Raw genomic sequence first — 18,132 nt, 5'->3', positions numbered from 1 at the left:
ACCAGGGGCCCTCCCGCCGGCCGTCAGAAGCCGACGGAAGGGCTCGTCGTGTGCGGGCGCCCGCTCGGCGGGCTCAGTCGCTGCCGGCGAGCCGTACGTCCACGGCGGTGAGCGCCAGCGCCAGCGGTCCCGGGGCCAGGAACGCGAGCGGGACCAGCATCCAGGCGCACAGGGCGGCGGTCGCCACGGCGAGGAGCACCAGGGCGCTGCCGCCCAGGTCGCGCACGGCGTCCCGGGCGGCCTCGCGCACCGCGGCCGGCCAGTCGGTGAGCGACTCGGGGCGCCCGCAGGCCCTGAGCCCCACCACGAGGGCCGTCGCCCCGATGGCGGCGGCCACGGTCGCGAAGAGCGCCGCCCCCGGCAGGCCCGCTCCGGCCAGCGCGAGGTCGCCGGCGAACAGCAGCGCGCCGGCGAGGGCGAGCGCGCCCGCCGCCAGGTCGCCGGTGCGCAGCCGCCGCCGTAGCAGCGCGAAGTACCGTCCGGCGGTGGCCGGTCGGTCCTCCCCCGCCCCTCGCAGCACCGCGCAGGCCGTCGACAGCGCGGCCGGTGCGGTCAGCAGGGGCAGACAGGCCACGGCGGTGGCGAGGCCGACGCTGAGGACGTCGGCGAAGAGGGTCATGCGCGGGCCGAAGACCTCGCCCGTCTCCCGGGTGCGCATCCCGCTCATCCCTTCAGTCCCGAACTCGCCATGCCCTCCACCAGGAACCGCTGGAAGGCGAGGAAGAACAGCACGATCGGCAGCAGCGCGATCACCGACATGGCGAACATCGGGCCGAACGCCGACTGGCTGGAGGCGTCCACGAAGGAGCGCAGCGCCAGGGTGAGGGTGAACTTGTCCGGGTCGAAGAGGTAGATGAGCTGTGTGAAGAAGTCGTTCCACGTCCAGATGAACGTGAAGATGGCGGTGGTGATCAGGGCGGGCCGGGTGAGCGGGAGGATCACCTGGAAGAAACTGCGGAAGGGGCCGCAGCCGTCGATGCGGGCCGCCTCCTCCAGCTCACGCGGCAGGCCGCGCATGAACTGCACGATGAGGAAGACGAAGAACGCCTCCGTGGCGAGGAACTTGGGCAGGATCAGCGGCCAGTAGGTGTTCACCAGGCCGAGCTTGTTGAAGATGATGTACTGCGGGATCAGCACCGCGTGGTGCGGCAGCATGATCGTCGCGATCATGAAGGCGAACAACGGGCCACGCATCCGGAACCGCAGCCGGGCGAAGGCGTAGGCGGCGAGCGAGCAGCTGACGACGTTGCCGACGACCGCGCCGCCCGCGATGAGCAGCGAGTTGCCGAGCAGCCGCCAGATGGAGACGCCGCCCACGCCCGCGAAGGCGGTCTTGTAGTTGGACCACTCCAGGTGGCTGGGCAGCAGGTTCAGGCTGGCGATGACCTCGTTGGCCGGCTTGAGGGAAGTGGCCAGCAGCCAGGCCAGCGGGTAGAGCATCACCAGCAGCGCGGCCAGACAGCCGAGGTGCACGGCGACGCGTCCCCAGCGGACGGGCTTGCGGGCGGCGGTGGTCGACACGGTGGTCATCGGTCCCCCTCGGAGGCGTAGAAGACCCAGGAGCGCGAGGTGCGGAACAGCACCGCCGTGACGGCGCCGATCACGATCAGCAGCACCCAGGCCATGGCGGAGGCGTAGCCCATGTGGGAGGCGACGAAGCCGCGGTCGTAGAGGTAGAGGGTGTAGACGAGGGTCGAGTCGGCGGGGCCGCCCTTGCCTCCGCTGACCGCGAAGGCGGGGGTGAAAACCTGGAAGGCCTGGATCATCTGCAGGACCAGGTTGAAGAAGAGCACCGGGGACAGCATCGGCACGGTGACGGACACGAACTGCCGCCATTTCCCGGCCCCGTCGACGGCGGCGGCCTCGTACAGCTCGCCCGGTATCTGCTGCAGCCCGGCGAGGAAGATGACCATCGGCGCCCCGAACTGCCACACCGTCAGCAGGGCCATGGCCAGCAGAGCCCAACCGGGCCTGGTGATCCAGCCGCCGGTGCCGAAGAGGTGGTCCACCGTGCCGCCGTCGTTGAACAGGGCCCGCCACACCAGGGCGATCGACATGGAGGCGCCGAGCAGGGAGGGTGCGTAGAAGGCGGAGCGGTAGAAGCCCTTGCCGTGCCTCATGTTCTTCAGGGCCAGCGCGACGACGAGGGCGAGGGCGAGTTGCAGGGGTACGGCGATGACGACGTACGTCAGGGTCGTCACGACCGAGCGCCAGTACCGCGGGTCCTCGGTGAACATCTGGACGTAGTTGCGCAGCCCCACCCAGTGCGGCGGGTTGAACAGGTCGTAGTCGGTGAACGACAGGTACAGCGACACGACCATCGGCAGCAGGGTGAGGACGGTGGCGCCGAGCACCCAGGGAGACAGGAACACCCAGGCGGCGCCCTGCCGTTCACGCCGGGGGCGGCGCTTCGGCGGGCCGGCGGGCCGGGTCCGTCCCGGCGCGGGTGCGGGGATGTCGGTGGTGGTCATGACCTCAGCTCCGCCTTCGCCTCGGTGACGTAGTCCTGGGCCGCCTCGCGCGGCGACATGCGCTGGTACGACACCTGGTCGTAGTCGCGCTGGAAGGTGGTCTGCAGGGCGTTGTCGCCCGAGGGCGGGGCCTGCGGCGGGTCCTTGAGGGAGCCCTCCAGGGATGCCTGGAAGTCGGAGACGGTCTTGTCGAAGTCCTTGAGCTGAGAGGCGGTCCGGGTACGGATCGTCTCGTTGACCGGGATGCCCCGGGTCGCGCCGAGGATCTTCGCGGCGCCGCTGTCGTTGAGGAGGAAGTCCACGAGGGCGGCGGCCTCCTTCGGATGGGACGTGTGGGCACCGATGCCGAGGAACATCGACGGCTTGAAGTACTGGCCCGGTGTGCCGTCCTCGCCGGACGGCATGGGCGCGAGGGCGACCCCGGTCGGAACGAGGGCGACGTAACCGCTGGACGGGGCGTCCCAGTTGAAGTCGGCGGTGGCCTTGCCCCGGCCCAGCGGGGTGTTCTCCACAGAGCCGTCGAGCTGGGTCGTCTGTTCGGCGGGCGACACGGCCCCCTCGCGGCGCAGCTTGTCGGTGAACGTCCACCAGGTCGTCAGATCGTCGGCGGTGAAGCCGAGTCGTCTGTCCTTGGTGTAGAGCGCCTTGCCCCGGCCGCGCAGCCGCACCTCGAAGGCGTCCTCGCTCTGGCCCGGGTCGGTGGCGCCGGGCTTGCCGGTCTTCTTGGCCAACTCCCGCATGTCGTCGGCCCATTGAGTCCAGGTCCAGCCCCTGGCGGGCAGCGGCACTCCGGCCGCCTTCCACGTCTTGACGTCGTAGACCAGGGTCTCGGTGCCGCGGCCCTGCGGAATGGCGAACTGCCGTCCGTTCACCCGGCCGGTGGCGAGCAGGCCCGCGTCGATCTCGCCGGTGCGCAGGGTGTCCTTGACCTTGCCCAGGTCGAGCAGGACGTGCCCGGAGGCGTACTGGTCGATCTGGCGGTAGTCGAGTTGCATCACGTCGGGGGCGTCGCCGCCCGTGGCCTGGATGGCGAGCTTCTGCTTGTAGGCGTCGTAGCCGGAGAACGACGTCTGCACCCGTACGTTCGGGTGCTGTTTCTCGAACAGGGCGACGGCCTGCTCGGTGCGTGCCGCACGGTCGGGGTTGCCCCACCACGTGTAGCGCAGCACGACCTTGCCGCCGCCGGTCGACTCACCGGATCCCCCGCAGCCGGCCAGTACCGCGCACAACGCGAGCGCGGCGGCCGACGCGCAGAACCCCTTCGTCCTGTGTCCGGGCATGCCGAGGTCACCTCTCCTTTCCTCGGGTCGGTCGGTCCAAAAACGCGCCGGTCAAGTGGGCGGCGCGGTCACCAGGGGCGCGTGCGTGAGGACGAGGGTGGGTCGGCGAGATGCCCGCCGTACGCGTGACTGAATCGGATGCCCATGCGCGCTCCAGTGGGGTGGTCTCCGTGCATGCCTCCGCAGCAGCACAGAAAGCGCTTGTGTCCTGGGCGACCCTAGGCGTGCGGCTAATGTCAGGACAACCCCTGTGCAGTGATCAATCGGCCGCCCTGGCGGCGTCCTCAGCCGTGGGTGACGGTCACCCCTCCGGAGCAGCCTGAGGGCGGGCAGGGTGCTCAGATCGCCCAGCCCGTAGAGCCCCACCTCGGTCAGCGGCGTCCCGGCCACAGGGAGGGCAGGTTGCGCAGAGTCCCTGGTTGTTGCCGCTCGCGAGAGCGTCGCCCTGTACCAGTCCGGCGACCCGGTGATCCTGGGCCCTCAGCCCTCCCGCGCCCAGTCGCCCAGGACCGGGACGCACTGCTCGGCGAAGTACTCATAGTCCTGAGCCGTGTTGTAGACATGAGCGGACAGGCGCAGGTAGCCGATGCCGTCGAAGCTCGTGAAGGCCGCCTCCACGTCGAGTTCACGGGCGACGCGGTCGCGCAGGGCGTCGGCCTCGACCCGGGTGGTGCCGAGCCCGGCCGGGAGCCGCACCAGGCGCATGCCTGGGACGGGCATGCCGACGTCGACGCGGCTGTCCTCGCCGGTGAGCGCCGTGACGGCGGCGCCGATCACCTGGGCGCCGTAGTCGGCGAGCTCGTCCATGTAGCGGCGGGCGGCGGGCCAGCCCCAGCAGCGCTCGATGAAGGCGAGGGCGGTCGGGGCGGCCAGGTAGGAGGTGGCGTCGAGGGTGCCCTGCTGGTCGAAGCGGTCGGGATACGGGTCCGGGGCGCCCCAGGAGTCGACGAGCGGGTAGAGCTGCTCGCGCAGGGAGCCGCGGGCGACCAGGGCCGCGGTACCGCGCGGGGCGCAGCCCCATTTGTGCAGGTTGCCGGTCCAGAAGTCGTACGGGGCGTCGGCGAGCGGCTCGGCCAGCAGCCCCGGCGCGTGCGCGCCGTCCACCAGCATCGGGACACCCCGGCGCCGCGCCTGAGCACCGATCCGCTCCACGGGCATCCGGCGCGCGGTCGCGGAGGTGATCTGGTCGACGACGACCAGATCGGTGCCGGCCCCGATCTCGGCGACGACGGCCTCGTACGCCTCGTCCTCGTCCGCGTCGAGGGGCACCCGCGCGGTCCGGACCCGGCCGCCCCACCGGCGCGCCAGCCGCTCGGCACCCATGGTGACGGCCCCGTATCCGTGGTCGGTGACGACGATCTCCCCGCCGTTGCGGCGGCCGAGCGCGCCGTACACCACGCTGGCACCGGCGCTGGCGTTCGGCACCAGGGCGAGGTCGGCGGCGTCGACGCGCAGGAACCCGGCGAGCTCCACGCGGGTGGCGGCGAGGCGCTGGGGCAGCGCCGGGAACCAGACCACCGGCGAGCGCTCCATCTCCGCGCGCAGCGCCTCCTGCCGCCGCTGAGCCACCAGCGGAACAGCTCCGAACGAACCGTGGTTCAGGTGCTTCAGCGCCGGATCCAGCGACCACGCCTCGACGGCGGGCCTGCCGTCGGCCAGCAGCAGGGGATCCGGCGCTGTGACCAGCTCTGTCTTGCTCACGTGCGACAGCCTCCGCGGAACAGGTGATGACCCGGCATCCTGACACGCCGCTGACCGCGGCGCGGCGGCGGGTCGGCGAGGTGCCGACGCAAGGGTGACTGACCGCGGCCGATCAACCGCGCGGCTCCAGCATCGGGCGGACGTCGACGGGCGGCGCGTGTACGTCGCATGCGTCGGTGTCGATGGCGGTGATCGGCGCTTGACGGGCCGTCAGTCCACCGGCCAGGTGTGTGCGGGGGCGTTGAGGTGCATGTAGTCCTTGTACGTCGTGGTCATCCGGCGCAGCGCCTCGCGCCGGTCGCAGCCGCCGTTCTTCTCCAGGTGGTGGACCATCTCCGCCTGCCACAGGGCGCCGTTGCGGGCGGTGACGCAGCGTTGCTCGATGACGCCGAGCAGGGGCTCGCGCCACTCCGCGTCCAGGCCGGCCAGCTCCAGGCCCCGGTGGGCCAGCGGCAGCAGGCGCCTCAACACCAGTTCGGTCACCGGGACTTCGCCCACGCCGGGCCAGTACAGGCGGGAGTCGATGCCGTCGCGGGCCGCCGTGTGCAGGTTCTCCTCGGCGACCTGGAAGGACATCCGGGTCCACACCGGCCGGTCCTCGTCGACGAGGGCGCGGGTCAGGCCGTAGTAGAAGGCGCCGTTGGCGATGATGTCGGCCACGGTGGGGCCGGCGGGCAGGACGCGGTTCTCGATGCGCAGGTGCGGGCCGCTGTCGGTGACGGCGTAGACGGGGCGGTTCCATCGGTAGATCGTGCCGTTGTGCAGCGTCAGCTCGCCCAGTTCGGGCACACCGCCGGCGTCGAGCGTGCGCTGCGGGTCCTCCTCGTCGCAGATGGGCAGGAGGGCCGGGAAGTAGCGCACGTTCTCCTCGAAGAGGTCGAAGACGCTGGTGATCCAGCGCTCGCCGAACCACACCCGGGGCCGTACCCCCTGCGCCTTGATCTCCACGGGACGGGTGTCCGTGGCCTGTTCGAACAGCGGGATACGGGTCTCACGCCACAGCTCCCTGCCGAAGAGGAACGGCGAGTTGGCCGCGAGGGCGGTCTGGACGCCGGCCACGGCCTGGGCCGCGTTCCAGTAGTCCGCGAACTCCTTCGGCGCGACCTGGAGATGGAACTGCGTACTGGTGCAGGCGGCCTCGGGGGTGATGGCGTCGGCGTACATCGACAGGCGCTCCACGCCGTCGACGTTGATCCGCAGGTCCTCGCCGCGGGCCGCGAAGATCTGCTCGTTGAGCAGCCGGTAGCGCGGGTCGCCCGACAGGGCGGACTCGCCGACGTCCGTCTCGGCCAGGGTCGGCAGGATGCCGATCATGATCAGGTGCGCGCCGACGGCCGCGGCACGTTCCTCGGCGTGGTTCAGCGCGTCGCGGATCGCCTGCTCCCAGGCGCCCGGGCCGCCGGTCGTCAGCTGCCGGGGCGGGATGTTGATCTCCAGGTTGAACCGGCCCAACTCGCTCGACCAGGCGGGGTCGGCGATCGCCTGCAGCACCTCGGTGTTGCGCATGGCGGGCAGGCCCTGGTCGTCCACCAGGTTCAGCTCGATCTCCAGCCCGACCTGGGGCCGCTCGCTCTCGAAGCCGGACTCGCGCAGCATCTGTGCCAGTACGTCGAGGCAGGTGTGCATCTTGTCCCGGTACCGACGGCGGTCCTCCCGCGTGAACACCAGGGCCGGCACATCACGTCCCATGCGACCTCCCGAGTAGCCTCGGCGGATACCACCAGCGTCCCACCACGGACGGGCCTCGGACAAGGCGGGCCAACCGGGCTGAACTGGGTCGACACCATGAGGAGCATCCCCGATGAGTAGACCGCAGTCCGAGTTCCACCGGCCCGCGGCCCCCTGGCGACGACCTCCCGGGGCAGCCGACGGCGTGTGGGAACAGGTGCTCGCCGAGGACCCCGAGACCGGGGACGGCACCGCCCTCCAGCGGTACGAACCGGGTACGGACACCAGCCGGCAGGGTCCCGTGCGCCACGACTACTTCGAGGAGGTCTACATCCTCGAAGGCTCCCTGACCGATCTGCGCCTCGACGAGACGTTCACCGCGGGGATGTACGCGTACCGGCATCCGGGCATGGAGCACGGGCCGTGGACGAGCCCCGAGGGCGTCCTGATGCTGGTGATCCGCAGCCGGTCACAGGCTGCCGGTCCGGCAGGTCAGCTCTCCACGTCTCTCACCACGTAGAGCCCGGGCAGGTTCACGACGATCGCCTCCTGGGTGCTGCGGGCGATGACGACCACGGCCTCCTCGGCGGGGTCGGGGTTCTCCTCCCGGTGCGGAACGTACGGGGGTACGAAGACGTAGTCGCCCGGTGAGGTGCACAGCCGTACCTCCTCGGGGCCCTCGCCGGTGTCGTCCAGGAAGACGAACTCGGGGTGGCCGCTCACCACGTGGATCGCGGTCTCGGACTCGCCGTGGTGGTGGTCGGAGGAGGCGGTGGAAGGGGCGACGTGGGTCTGGCCCATCCAGAGTCTCTCCGAGCCGACGGTCCTTCCGCTGACGGCGGCGAACCGGCGCATGCCGCCGCTCTGCGCCGTGTCCGCGTCGAGGGCGTCGGCGCGGACGTGGTGCAGCCGGCTGCGCGCGGGCACCCCGGCCGAGGTGTGGTCGAGGTGCGGGTGGAAGCCTTCACCGGGGGTCGTGGGCGGTTCGCTCATGACGACGACGCTAGTGCATGCGGGCGAGCCCGGCCGGGTGGCGGTTCAGGCCGGGCAGGCCGAGCCGTGGACGTACTCGGTCGCCGCGTCCAGCAGCCAGTCCGTGAGGTACCCGGCGAAGGACGAGCGGACCAGTACCCAGAACCCGGCCCTGGGTTCGTCGCGGGCCACCAGGACGACCTGGGTGCGGGCCAGCGTCGTCTGGGCGCAGCGGCCCGGGGCGAAGGCCCGGGGATGGAGGTCCAGGGAGCAGCCGTGCGCCAGTAGGTCGCGGGCACGGGGGCCGGCGACGAGGAGGGTGGTGCGCTGGGCGGAGACGTCGGTGACGGACACCGGCTCGTCACCGGCGGCCTCGCGGACCCGGGCCTCCAGCTCCCGCTGGGTGTCCGGCGGACCGACCAGCAGCCATTCGTCCGGGCCCAGCCACAGCACGGTCGACTCCCCGGCTCGTACGACGGTGTCGGGCTCCAGGGGCAACTGGAGGCCCAGCGCCAGTCCGACCGCGTCCGCCGCCGCCCCCTTGGCGTCCAGGCGGACGTTCACCTGGGCGAGGAAGGGGAGTTCGGCCAGTCGGATCGCGCCGCCGGAGGCGCGCGTCGCTGCCGCCAGAGCGGCGGCGGCGTAGGACAGGGGGCTGCGGAGCGGGGCGGGGGGCGTGGTGTCAGCCATCGCGGCGGGCTCCCTCGGGGTCGTAGAGGACGGGGCTTGCGACCGTCACCGGGACCAGACGGTCGCCCACGGGGGCGTAGAGGCGTTCACCGATGCGTTCCCGGCCGCCCTTGACCAGGGCGAGCGCGAAGGTACGGCCCAGCGCGGCGCTGCGGTAGCTGGAGGTGACGTGGCCGAGCATCGGGACCGGCGGGGCCGGGAGCACGCTGTCGGCGACCAGGTGGGTGCCCTCGGGCAGGAAGGTGCCCGGATCCTCCGGGAGCAAGCCGACCAGGTGCTTGCGGTCGGGGCGGACCGTGTCGGCGCGGGCGTAGGAGCGCTTGCCGATGAAGTCGGGCTTCTTCTTCGACACCGCCCAGCTCATGCCGAGGTCCTGCGGGGTGACCGTGCCGTCGGTGTCCTGGCCGATGATCGGGTAGCCCTTCTCGGCCCGCAGGACGTGCATGGTCTCGGTGCCGTAGGGGGTGATGCCGTACGGTGCGCCGGCCTCGGCCAGTGCCTCCCACAGGGCGAGCGCCTCCCAGGGCGACACGTTGATCTCGTAGGCGAGTTCACCGGAGAAGCTGATCCGGCAGACGCGTGCCGCGATGCCCGCGACGGTCGTCTCCCGCCAGGCCATGAACGGGAAGTCGTCGTTGGAGACGGCCAGTTGAGGGGCGAGCGAGCAGAGCACCGCCCGCGACTTCGGGCCGACCAGGGCGACGGTGGCCCACTGCTCGGTGACGGAGGTGCAGTGGACGCGCAGTTCCGGCCACTCGGTCTGCAGCCACTCCTCCATCCAGTCCAGGACGGTGGCGGCGTTGCCCGTGGTCGTGGTGACCAGGAAGCGGTCCGGGGCGAGGCGGATGACCGTGCCGTCGTCGAAGACCATGCCGTCCAGGCGGCACATCACCCCGTAGCGGATCATGCCGACCTTGAGGGTGCTCATCATGTTGGTGTAGAGCCGGTCCAGGAACACGGCCGCGTCCGGGCCCTGGACGTCGATCTTGCCGAGGGTGGAGGCGTCCATGAAGGCGACGCTCTCGCGGGCGGCCGCGCACTCGCGCAGCACGGCCGTCTCCATGTCCTCGCCGTCCTGGGGGTAGTACCAGGGACGCTTCCACTGGCCGACGTTCTCGAACAGGGCACCGTGCTCAACATGCCAGTTGTGCAAGGCGGTTGTGCGGATCGGGTCGTGCAGGACGCCCCGGTCGCGGCCCGCGAGGGCGGCGAAGGAGACGGGCGTGTAGGGGGGACGGAAGGTGGTCGTGCCGAGGGCGGAGATGTCCACGCCGAGCAGTTCGGCGACCACACCACTGGCCAGGACTCCGGAGGTCTTGCCCTGGTCGTTCGCCGTTCCGGCGGTGGTGTAGCGCTTGGTGTGCTCGACCGAGCGCATGCCCGCGCCCGTGGCACGCACCAAGTCCTCGACGGTGACGTCCCGTTGGAGGTCGACGAAGCGGGGGGCGCCTTCACGGCCCGGGACGGTGAAGACCTGCATGGGCGGCGTCGGCCGTGGCTGTGCGGGCACCCGCGGCAGGCGGGGCGTCTCGGGGGTGTACCCCTCGGCCTCGACCGCGCGGGCGCCGGCGGCCGCGCCCTGGGCGAGGACACCGGCCAGGTCGAGGACACCACTCGCGCTGCCCGCGACCTCGACGGCCTGACGGCAGGAGTCCGGGACGAACGTGCCGAGGCCTTCGTCGTACCTGAGCTTGCCGCCCGCCTGGCTGAAGAGGTGCGCCACGGGGTTCCAGCCACCGGAGACAAGCAGCAGATCGGCGGCGAACTCCCGCTGCGCCGTGGTCTGTCCGTACGGCGCGACGGTCACCGCCGACAGGCGCGCCTCGCCCTCCGTGCCGGTCACCGCGTGGCCGGGCAGCACCTCGATACCGGCCGTGCGGGCAAGCTCAGCCCACTCCCCCGGCTCGGGACGCGTGTCGACGATCGCGGTGACGTCCACGCCGGCCCGGTGCAGGTCCAGCGCCGCCGCGTACGCACTGTCGTTGGTGGTGAACACGACCGCGTGCCGGCCGGGCAGGACGCCGTACCGGTTGACGTACGTACGGGCCGAGGCGGCCAGCATCACGCCGGGGCGGTCGTTGTCGGCGAAGGCGAGGGAGCGTTCGTGGGCGCCGGTGGCGAGGACGACGCGGCGGGCGCGGATGCGGTGGACGCGTTCGCGGGAGACGTGCGGCGGGGCGTCGGCGCCGAGGTGGTTGGTGCGGCGTTCGACGGCCAGCAGGTGGTTGTCGTCGTAGTAGCCGAAGACGGTGGTGCGGCGCAGGATCCGGACGTCGGGGGCGGCGTCGAGGAGCGCCGCGGTTTCCGCGACCCAGTCGAGGAGTTCACCGGTGCCGAGGAGACTGCCTCCGGGTTCGGGGCGGTCGTCGGCGACGATGACGCGGGCGCCGGTGCGCGCGGCGGCTGCGGCGGCTGCGAGGCCGGCCGGGCCGGCGCCGACGACCAGCAGGTCGCAGTGGGTGTGCACGGCGTCGTAGCGGGCCGGGTCCGGGGTGGTGGCGAGGCGGCCCTGGCCGGGGAGGCTGGTCGCCACCAGGCCGTCGTAGAGCTCGATGGTCGTGGCGGGGAGCATCGGCTCGGGGAAGGGCTTCTCGATCTGGACGACGGCGCTGGGTTCTTCGACGCCGGCGGAGAAGATGCCTCGGGGGCGGCCCAGTTTGATGCTGGTCGCTGCCGCGATGACGCCGTTGGCGAGCAGGGCGGCGGCTAGGGTGTCTCCCTCACGGCCGTGGTACTCCGTACCGTCGAAGGTGAAGGTGATCTGCCGGGTGCCGGTGCGTGCTGGGGGCTCCGCCCCCAGACGGGCTGGAACAGCCGGCCCCGGCTGGGAAGGAACCGGACCTGGCTGGGAAGTCAGGGGGCGTGGCTCGACCGTCTCCGGTCGTTGCTCCCCCGCCCGATATACAGCCAGGATCTCGTTCGTCGACGTGTCGCGTACCGCGTTGAACCAGCGGCGGCAGCCTGCGGAGTGGGTCCAGCGTTCCGCGAAGGGGCCCTTGGGGTTCGCGCGGAAGAAGAGGTACTTGGCCCACTCCTCGTCGGTGAGTGAGGCCGGGTTCTCCGGGTACGGCACGTGGGCCTGGCCGCCGTAGTGGAACTCGGCCTCGTCGCGCGGTCCGCACCACGGGCAGGGGATGAGCAGCATGTCGTTCGGCTCCCTTGAGGATCCCTAGTGGGCCACCGCGGCCGCGCCGTGCTCGTCGACGAGCGCGCCGGTGATGAAACGGTCGAGCGAGAAGGGGGCGTTGAGCGGGTGGGGCGTGTCGTGGGCGATGGTGTGGGCGTAGACCCAGCCGACGCCGGGGGTCGCCTTGAAGCCGCCCGTGCCCCAGCCGCAGTTGAGGTAGAGGTTGTCGACGGGGGTGAGGCCCACGATGGGTGAGGCGTCGGGGCTGACGTCGACGATGCCGCCCCAGGTACGCAGGACGTGGGCGCGGGCGAAGACCGGGAAGAGCTCCAGGGCCGCCGACATCTGCTCCTCGATGATGTGGAACGCGCCGCGCTGCGTGTAGGAGTTGTACGCGTCGATGCCCGCACCCATCACCAACTCGCCCTTGTGGGCCTGGCTGACGTACACATGGACCGCGTTGGACATGACGACGGTGGGGTGCACCGGCTCCAGCAGTTCGGACACCAGGGCCTGCAACGGGTGGCTCTGGAGCGGGAGTTCGATGCCCGCCATGGCGGCGAGGACGGAGGTGTGGCCCGCCGAGCAGAGCGCCACCTTTCCGGCCGCGATCGGGCCGAGGCTGGTCTGGACGCCCACTACCCGGCCGCCCACCACGTCCAGGCCGGTCACCTCGCAGTTCTGGATGATGTCGATTCCGGCTGCGTCCGCCGAGCGGGCCAGGCCCCACGCCACGTGGTCGTGCTTGGCGATGCCGGCCCGCGGCTGGTAGGTGCCGCCGAGGACCGGATAGCGCACGTCGGGTGACGTGTTGACGATCGGGCAGACCTCCTTGACGCCGTCCGCGTCCAGCCACTCCGCGTCGACGCCGTTGAGGCGGTTGGCCTCCACGCGGCGCACGCTGTCGCGGACGTCCTGGAGGCTGTGGGCCAGGTTGAGCACGCCGCGCTGGGAGAAGAGGATCGGGTAGTCCAGCTCCTCGGCCAGGCCCTCCCAGAGCTTGAGGGCGTGCTCGTAGATGCCGGCGCTCTCGTCCCACAGGTAGTTGGAGCGGATGATCGTGGTGTTGCGGGCCATGTTGCCGCCCGCCAGCCAGCCCTTCTCCAGCACGGCCACGTTGGTGATGCCGTGGTTCTTCGCCAGGTAGTGGGCGGTGGCCAGGCCGTGTCCGCCGCCGCCGACGATGACGACGTCGTACGAGCGCTTCGGCTCGGGTGTGCGCCACAGCCAGTCGGGGTGTTCGGGGAGCTCGGCGCCGGGGGTGCGGGGGCTCATCGGGCGTCTCCTGAGGGGCCGGAAAGGTGCGGGTAGAGCGGGTGCCTGGCGGCCAGTGCCTCGGTGCGGGCGCGCAGGGCGGCCAGGTCCGGCTCCGGCTGGAGGGCGCGGGCGATCACGTCGGCGACCTCGGCGAAGTCGTCCTCGGTGAAGCCGCGCGTGGCCAGCGCCGGGGTGCCGATGCGCAGGCCCGAGGTGACCATGGGCGGGCGCGGGTCGAAGGGGACGGCGTTGCGGTTGACGGTGATGCCGATCTCGTGGAGCAGGTCCTCGGCCTGGCGGCCGTCGAGCGGGGATTCACGCAGGTCGACGAGGACCAGGTGGACGTCGGTGCCCCCGGTCAGCACCTTCACGCCGGCGGCCGTCGCGTCCGGTTGTGTCAGGCGCTCGGCCAGGATGCGGGCCCCCGCCAGCGTCCTGGCCTGCCGCTCCGCGAACTCCGGGGACGCGGCGACCTTGAAGGAGACCGCCTTCGCCGCGATGACGTGCTCGAGCGGGCCGCCCTGCATACCGGGGAACACCGCCGAGTTGATCTTCTTGGCGAGGTCGGCGTCGTTGGTGAGGATCACTCCGCCGCGCGGGCCGCCCAGCGTCTTGTGCGTGGTCGTGGTCGTCACGTGCGCGTGCGGTACGGGACTGGGATGCAGTCCCGCCGCGACCAGCCCCGCGAAGTGCGCCATGTCGACCATCAGCAGGGCGCCCACCTCGTCGGCGATCCGGCGGAAGACCGCGAAGTCCAGTTGCCTCGGGTACGCCGACCAGCCCGCGATGATCATCTTGGGGCGGTGTTCCTTGGCGAGGCGCTCGACCTCGTCCATGTCGACCAGGTTGTCGGCCTCGGCGACGTGGTAGGGCACGACGTTCAGCATCTTGCCGCTGTAGTTGATGCGCATGCCGTGGGTGAGGTGGCCGCCGTGCGCGAGGTCGAGCCCGAGGATGGTGTCGCCGGGCTGCAACAGGGCGAAGAAGACAGCGGTGTTGGCCTGGGCGCCGGAGTGCGGCTGGACGTTGGCGAACCCGGCCCCGAAGAGGGACTTGATCCTCTCGATCGCCAACCGCTCGGTGACGTCGACATGTTCGCAGCCGCCGTAGTAGCGGCGGCCGGGGTAGCCCTCGGCGTACTTGTTGGTCGCCACCGAGCCCTGGGCCTCCATCACGGCGGTCGGCGCGAAGTTCTCGGAGGCGATCATCTCGAGGGTGGACTGCTGGCGGTGCAGCTCGGCCCGGAGGGCGGCGTGGACCTCGGGGTCCAGCTCCGCCAGGGGGGTGTTCAGCGCGTTCATACGGCGTTCGCGTTCCTCTCGGCGGCCTCGACGACGTTGGCGAGCAACATCGCCCGGGTCATGGGGCCCACGCCCCCGGGCATCGGCGCGATCCATCCGGCGACCGCGGCGGCCTCCGGGTGGACGTCGCCCACCAGCCCTTGCTCGGTACGGGTGATGCCGACGTCCAGGACGGCCGCGCCGGGGCGCAGCATGTCCTTGGTGATCAGGCCGGGCGAGCCGGCGGCGGCGATGACGATGTCGGCCTCGCGGACGTGCCAGGCCAGCCCCTTTGTGCCGGTGTGGCACAGCGTGACGGTGGCGTTCTCGGAGCGGCGGGTCAGGAGCAGTCCGATCGGCCGACCGACGGTGATGCCGCGCCCGATCACACACACGCGCGCCCCGGCGATCGGCACCTCGTACCGACGCAGCAGCTCGACAATCCCACGCGGCGTACACGGCAACGGCGCCTCGGTCCCCAGCACGAGCCGCCCGAGGTTGACGGGGTGCAGCCCGTCGGCGTCCTTGGCCGGGTCCATGCGGGCGAGTACGGCGTTGGCGTCCAGGTGCCCGGGCAGCGGAAGCTGCACGATGTACCCGGTACAGGTTGGATCGGCATTGAGCTCGTCGACGACGTCCTCGACCTGCCGCTGGGTGGCGTCGGCAGGCAGATCCCGCCGAATGGAGGCGATCCCGACCTGAGCACAGTCCCGGTGCTTACCGGCCACGTAGGCGTGACTTCCCGGGTCGTCACCGACGAGAACGGTCCCAAGCCCGGGCGGAGGCCCGCCAGCGGCCGTCAACTTGGCCACGCGCTCGGCGAGTTCACGCCGGATCTCCCCAGCAGTGACCTTGCCGTCAAGCACTTGTGCGCTCACCGACGGTACTCCTTCCCGGGCGGGAGTCGAGCGCCCCAGAGGGGCGCGGGGCTGTGTTGATCAGCGGCTTCGCCGCGGGGCGCGACCAGCCACGACGCACCCGCAGCCGATCGACAACCAATCGCGGCACTAAGAACGGTCACCCACGGAGCCGCGACATCGTCGGATCGAACAACGGCTCCTCGGCGACAACCGCCTCGACCTGCTGATCGAAATACCCGATCTGCAACACCGTCCCCGGCGAAGCCACCTCCGTCGGCAACCACGCGTACGCGATCCCCTTGCCGATCGTGTAGCCGTACGCCGCACTCGTGACGTACCCCACGGCCCGCCCCCCGTCGAACACCGGCTCCTTGCCGAGGACGACCGACCGCGGGTCGTCGATCGTGAGGCAGGTCAGCCGGCGCCCCACGTTCTCCTTGCGGAGCAGCAGCGCCGACTTGCCGACGAAGTCGTCCTTGTCGAGCTTGACGGCGAAGCCGACGCCGGCCTCGTAGGGGTCGTGCTCGTAGGTCATGTCGGTGCCGAAGGAGCGGTAGCCCTTCTCCAGGCGGAGGCTGTTGAAGGCGCCGCGGCCGGCGATGATGCCGCCGAGCGGTTCGGCGGCCGCCCACAGCGTGTCCCAGAGCTTCTCGCCGAGGTCGGCAGTCGTGTACAGCTCCCAGCCCAGCTCCCCGACGTACGACAGGCGCATCGCCGTGACCGGCACGGAGCCGATGTGGGCGCGCTTGGCGCGGAAGTACTTCAGGCCGTCATTGGAGAAGTCGTCGTCGGTCAGGGGCTGGAGGACCTTGCGGGCCAGCGGTCCCCACAGGCCGATGCAGCAGGTGCCCGGCGTGATGTCGCGGACCTGGACGGTGCCGTCGGCGGGCAGGTGGCGGCCGAACCAGTCGAGGTCGAGGTTGCCGTTGGCGCCGACCTGGAAGAGGTCGCGGGCCAGCCTCGCCACGGTGACGTCGCTGCGGATGCCGCCGTCGTGGTCGAGCAGCAGCGTGTACGTCACCGAGCCGACGGACTTGGCGACCTTGCCGGTGACCAGCCGCTCCAGGAAGTCGGCCGCACCGGGGCCGCTGACCTCGAGGCGCTTGAGGGCCGTCATGTCGTACAGCGCTACCGTCTCGCGGGTGACCTGAGCCTCGGCGCCGACGATGGGCGACCAGTACCGTGCCGCCCAGTCGTTGGGCGTGGGGATCGAACGGCCTTCCACGAGGCTCGCGTTGGCCTCGTACCACTGCGGGCGCTCCCAGCCGTTCGCCTCCAGGAAGAAGGCGCCGTGCTCCTGCTGGCGGGCGTAGAAGGGGCTCTTGCGGATCGGGCGCGGCTTACCGGACGGCTGGAGCGGGTGGAGGATGTCGTAGACCTCGACGAAGTTCTGGCAGTCGCGGGCCAGGACGTACTCGGGGGTCAGCTGGTGCGGCTCGAAGCGGTTGACGTCGCACTCGTGCAGGTCGAAGGACGAGCAGTGGCCGTCGACCAGCCACTCGGCCATCGCCCGGCCCACGCCCGCGGAGTGGGTGACCCAGACGGCCTCGGCGACCCAGAAGCCCTTGACGTCCGGGGACTCGCCGAGCAGCGGGAAGTTGTCGGTGGTGAAGGAGAAGAGGCCGTTGATGCCCTCCTCGATCTTCGCGTCCTGCGTGGCGGGGAGCAGGGACTGGGTCTCGGTCCACGCCGGCGCGAAGTCCTCCTCGGTGAACTTCAGGACCGAGGGCATCTGGTCGGCCGCGTCGACGGAGAGGATGTCGTCCGCGGAGATCGGCATGGGGCGGTGGCCGTAGTAGCCGATGCCGATGCCGTCGAAGCGGTCGCGGTAGTAGAGGTCGGTGTCCTGGTGGCGCAGGATCGGGCGGACCGCCTCCTCGGTCTGGCCGGCGAGGGCGGGGACGGGGCCGGTCCAGGCGAGCTGGTGGGCGAGCGGGGTGAGGGGGAGGTTCATCCCGGCCATGCGGGCGATCTTCGGGCCCCAGATGCCGGCGCAGCACACGACGATGTCGGCTTCGAGGTCGCCCTGGTCGGTGCGGACGCCGGTGACCTCGCCGCCGGCCTGAAGGACGTCCAGGACCTCGTGGCGGGGCAGGAACGTCACCCCGCGCTCGGTGGCCCGGCGGATCTGGGCCTCGACGGCGAGGACGGCCTTGGCCAGGCCGTCGGTGGGGACCAGAAGGCCGCCGAGGACCCGGTCGCGGTTGACCAGGGGGTGCTGCTCGACGCACTCGTCGGCGGTCAGCAGCCGGGCCTCGATGCCCCAGGCGGTGATCCAGCCGTGGCGCCGGCGCAGTTCCGTGAGGCGCTCGGGGGTGGTGGCCACTTCGAGGCCGCCGACCTGCAGGAAGCAGGGCTTGCCGTCGACGTCGAGGGAGCAGAACTTCTCGACGGTGTAGCGGGCCAGCTCGGTCATGGTCTTGGAGGAGTTCGTCTGGAAGACCAGGCCCGGGGCGTGCGACGAGGATCCCCCGGTGGCGGGGAGGGGGCCCTGGTCGACCACGGTCACTTCGGTCCAGCCTCGCGCGGAGATCTCGTCCGCGAGGGCCGCTCCCACGACGCCCGCTCCGATGATCACCACTCGGGGTCCCGCCATCGCCGCACCTCCGAATTCAAACCGGTCAGTTGCTGCCTACGCAACACGATTCAGGTTGCGCAACTCAGCGTGCCTGTCGCGAGGAGGGGGTGTCAAGGGGTCCGTGACGTCGGAAAACGGCTCGGAACACGCACGGAACACGGCAATGCCCGGCGGGGGGGGGGCGCGGGCGGGCCCCCCCCCCCCGGCCGAAGCCGACCGCCAGAGGAGTCCGCGACATTAGCCAGGCG

Annotated in this window: 14 protein-coding genes; 1 reads left to right on the top strand and 13 read right to left on the bottom strand. The window is 71.3% G+C overall.

Features of this window, described 5'->3' with window-relative positions; genetic code table 11:
- Window positions 1–73: 73 nt before the first annotated feature.
- The 6 genes from ACIRVK_RS27560 to ACIRVK_RS27535 all read right to left on the bottom strand — a co-directional run bounded on the left by ACIRVK_RS27560 (window position 74) and on the right by ACIRVK_RS27535 (window position 7,141).
- Entirely contained in the window at window positions 74–667 is a 594-nt protein-coding gene (locus tag ACIRVK_RS27560; protein WP_404251585.1) for a hypothetical protein, read from the bottom strand.
- Complete coding sequence (locus ACIRVK_RS27555) at window positions 664–1,530, bottom strand: carbohydrate ABC transporter permease (protein ID WP_404251583.1); 867 nt, start codon at window positions 1,528–1,530, stop codon at window positions 664–666. Before ACIRVK_RS27555 ends, ACIRVK_RS27560 begins: the two co-directional genes overlap by 4 nt.
- A complete protein-coding gene (locus ACIRVK_RS27550) occupies window positions 1,527–2,471 on the bottom strand; it encodes a carbohydrate ABC transporter permease (protein ID WP_404251581.1) in 945 nt (314 codons plus the stop codon). The genes ACIRVK_RS27555 and ACIRVK_RS27550 overlap by 4 nt, the downstream gene beginning before the upstream one ends.
- Window positions 2,468–3,751 (bottom strand): ABC transporter substrate-binding protein, encoded by a 1,284-nt coding sequence (locus ACIRVK_RS27545; protein ID WP_404251579.1) that lies wholly within the window; start codon window positions 3,749–3,751, stop codon window positions 2,468–2,470. Before ACIRVK_RS27545 ends, ACIRVK_RS27550 begins: the two co-directional genes overlap by 4 nt.
- 480 nt (window positions 3,752–4,231) lie before the next feature.
- Window positions 4,232–5,452: an aminotransferase class V-fold PLP-dependent enzyme gene (locus ACIRVK_RS27540; protein ID WP_404251577.1), complete on the bottom strand. Its 1,221-nt coding sequence runs from the start codon at window positions 5,450–5,452 to the stop codon at window positions 4,232–4,234.
- 210 nt (window positions 5,453–5,662) lie between these two features.
- Window positions 5,663–7,141, bottom strand: a complete 1,479-nt coding sequence (locus ACIRVK_RS27535) for a glutamate-cysteine ligase family protein (RefSeq protein ID WP_404251575.1) — start codon at window positions 7,139–7,141, stop codon at window positions 5,663–5,665.
- 112 nt (window positions 7,142–7,253) lie between these two features.
- Between ACIRVK_RS27535 and ACIRVK_RS27530 the strand changes: the two genes are divergently transcribed.
- On the top strand, window positions 7,254–7,640 hold the full coding sequence (locus ACIRVK_RS27530; RefSeq protein WP_404251573.1) for a cupin domain-containing protein: 387 nt from the start codon (window positions 7,254–7,256) through the stop codon (window positions 7,638–7,640).
- Here the strand turns inward: ACIRVK_RS27530 and ACIRVK_RS27525 are convergent.
- The 7 genes from ACIRVK_RS27525 to ACIRVK_RS27495 form a co-directional block, all read right to left on the bottom strand.
- The gene (locus ACIRVK_RS27525) at window positions 7,613–8,113 is read right to left on the bottom strand and encodes a cupin domain-containing protein (protein WP_404251571.1); all 501 of its coding nucleotides are present in this window, start codon (window positions 8,111–8,113) and stop codon (window positions 7,613–7,615) included. The genes ACIRVK_RS27530 and ACIRVK_RS27525 overlap by 28 nt on opposite strands.
- Window positions 8,114–8,158: 45 nt before the next feature.
- Complete coding sequence (locus ACIRVK_RS27520) at window positions 8,159–8,782, bottom strand: sarcosine oxidase subunit gamma (RefSeq protein WP_404251569.1); 624 nt, start codon at window positions 8,780–8,782, stop codon at window positions 8,159–8,161.
- Entirely contained in the window at window positions 8,775–11,927 is a 3,153-nt protein-coding gene (locus tag ACIRVK_RS27515) for a sarcosine oxidase subunit alpha family protein (RefSeq protein ID WP_404251567.1), read from the bottom strand. The genes ACIRVK_RS27520 and ACIRVK_RS27515 overlap by 8 nt, the downstream gene beginning before the upstream one ends.
- A 24-nt stretch (window positions 11,928–11,951) precedes the next feature.
- Window positions 11,952–13,184, bottom strand: coding sequence for a sarcosine oxidase subunit beta family protein (locus ACIRVK_RS27510; protein ID WP_404251565.1), 1,233 nt, complete (start codon window positions 13,182–13,184; stop codon window positions 11,952–11,954).
- On the bottom strand, window positions 13,181–14,467 hold the full coding sequence (glyA, locus tag ACIRVK_RS27505) for a serine hydroxymethyltransferase (RefSeq protein ID WP_404251563.1): 1,287 nt from the start codon (window positions 14,465–14,467) through the stop codon (window positions 13,181–13,183). Before glyA ends, ACIRVK_RS27510 begins: the two co-directional genes overlap by 4 nt.
- Window positions 14,464–15,324: a bifunctional methylenetetrahydrofolate dehydrogenase/methenyltetrahydrofolate cyclohydrolase gene (locus ACIRVK_RS27500; protein ID WP_404251561.1), complete on the bottom strand. Its 861-nt coding sequence runs from the start codon at window positions 15,322–15,324 to the stop codon at window positions 14,464–14,466. The genes glyA and ACIRVK_RS27500 overlap by 4 nt, the downstream gene beginning before the upstream one ends.
- 139 nt (window positions 15,325–15,463) lie before the next feature.
- Window positions 15,464–17,902 carry an FAD-dependent oxidoreductase gene (locus tag ACIRVK_RS27495; RefSeq protein WP_404251559.1) on the bottom strand — a complete coding sequence of 813 codons (2,439 nt, stop codon included), beginning with the start codon at window positions 17,900–17,902 and terminating at the stop codon, window positions 15,464–15,466.
- Window positions 17,903–18,132 lie beyond the last annotated feature (230 nt).

Origin of the sequence: Streptomyces sp. NPDC101152, assembly GCF_044768275.1 — a bacterium.
In the GTDB taxonomy this organism is placed as follows: Bacteria; Actinomycetota; Actinomycetes; order Streptomycetales; family Streptomycetaceae; genus Streptomyces.
Note: the sequence above shows the minus strand (reverse complement) of the source record. Positions and strands in the feature narration are given on the sequence as shown.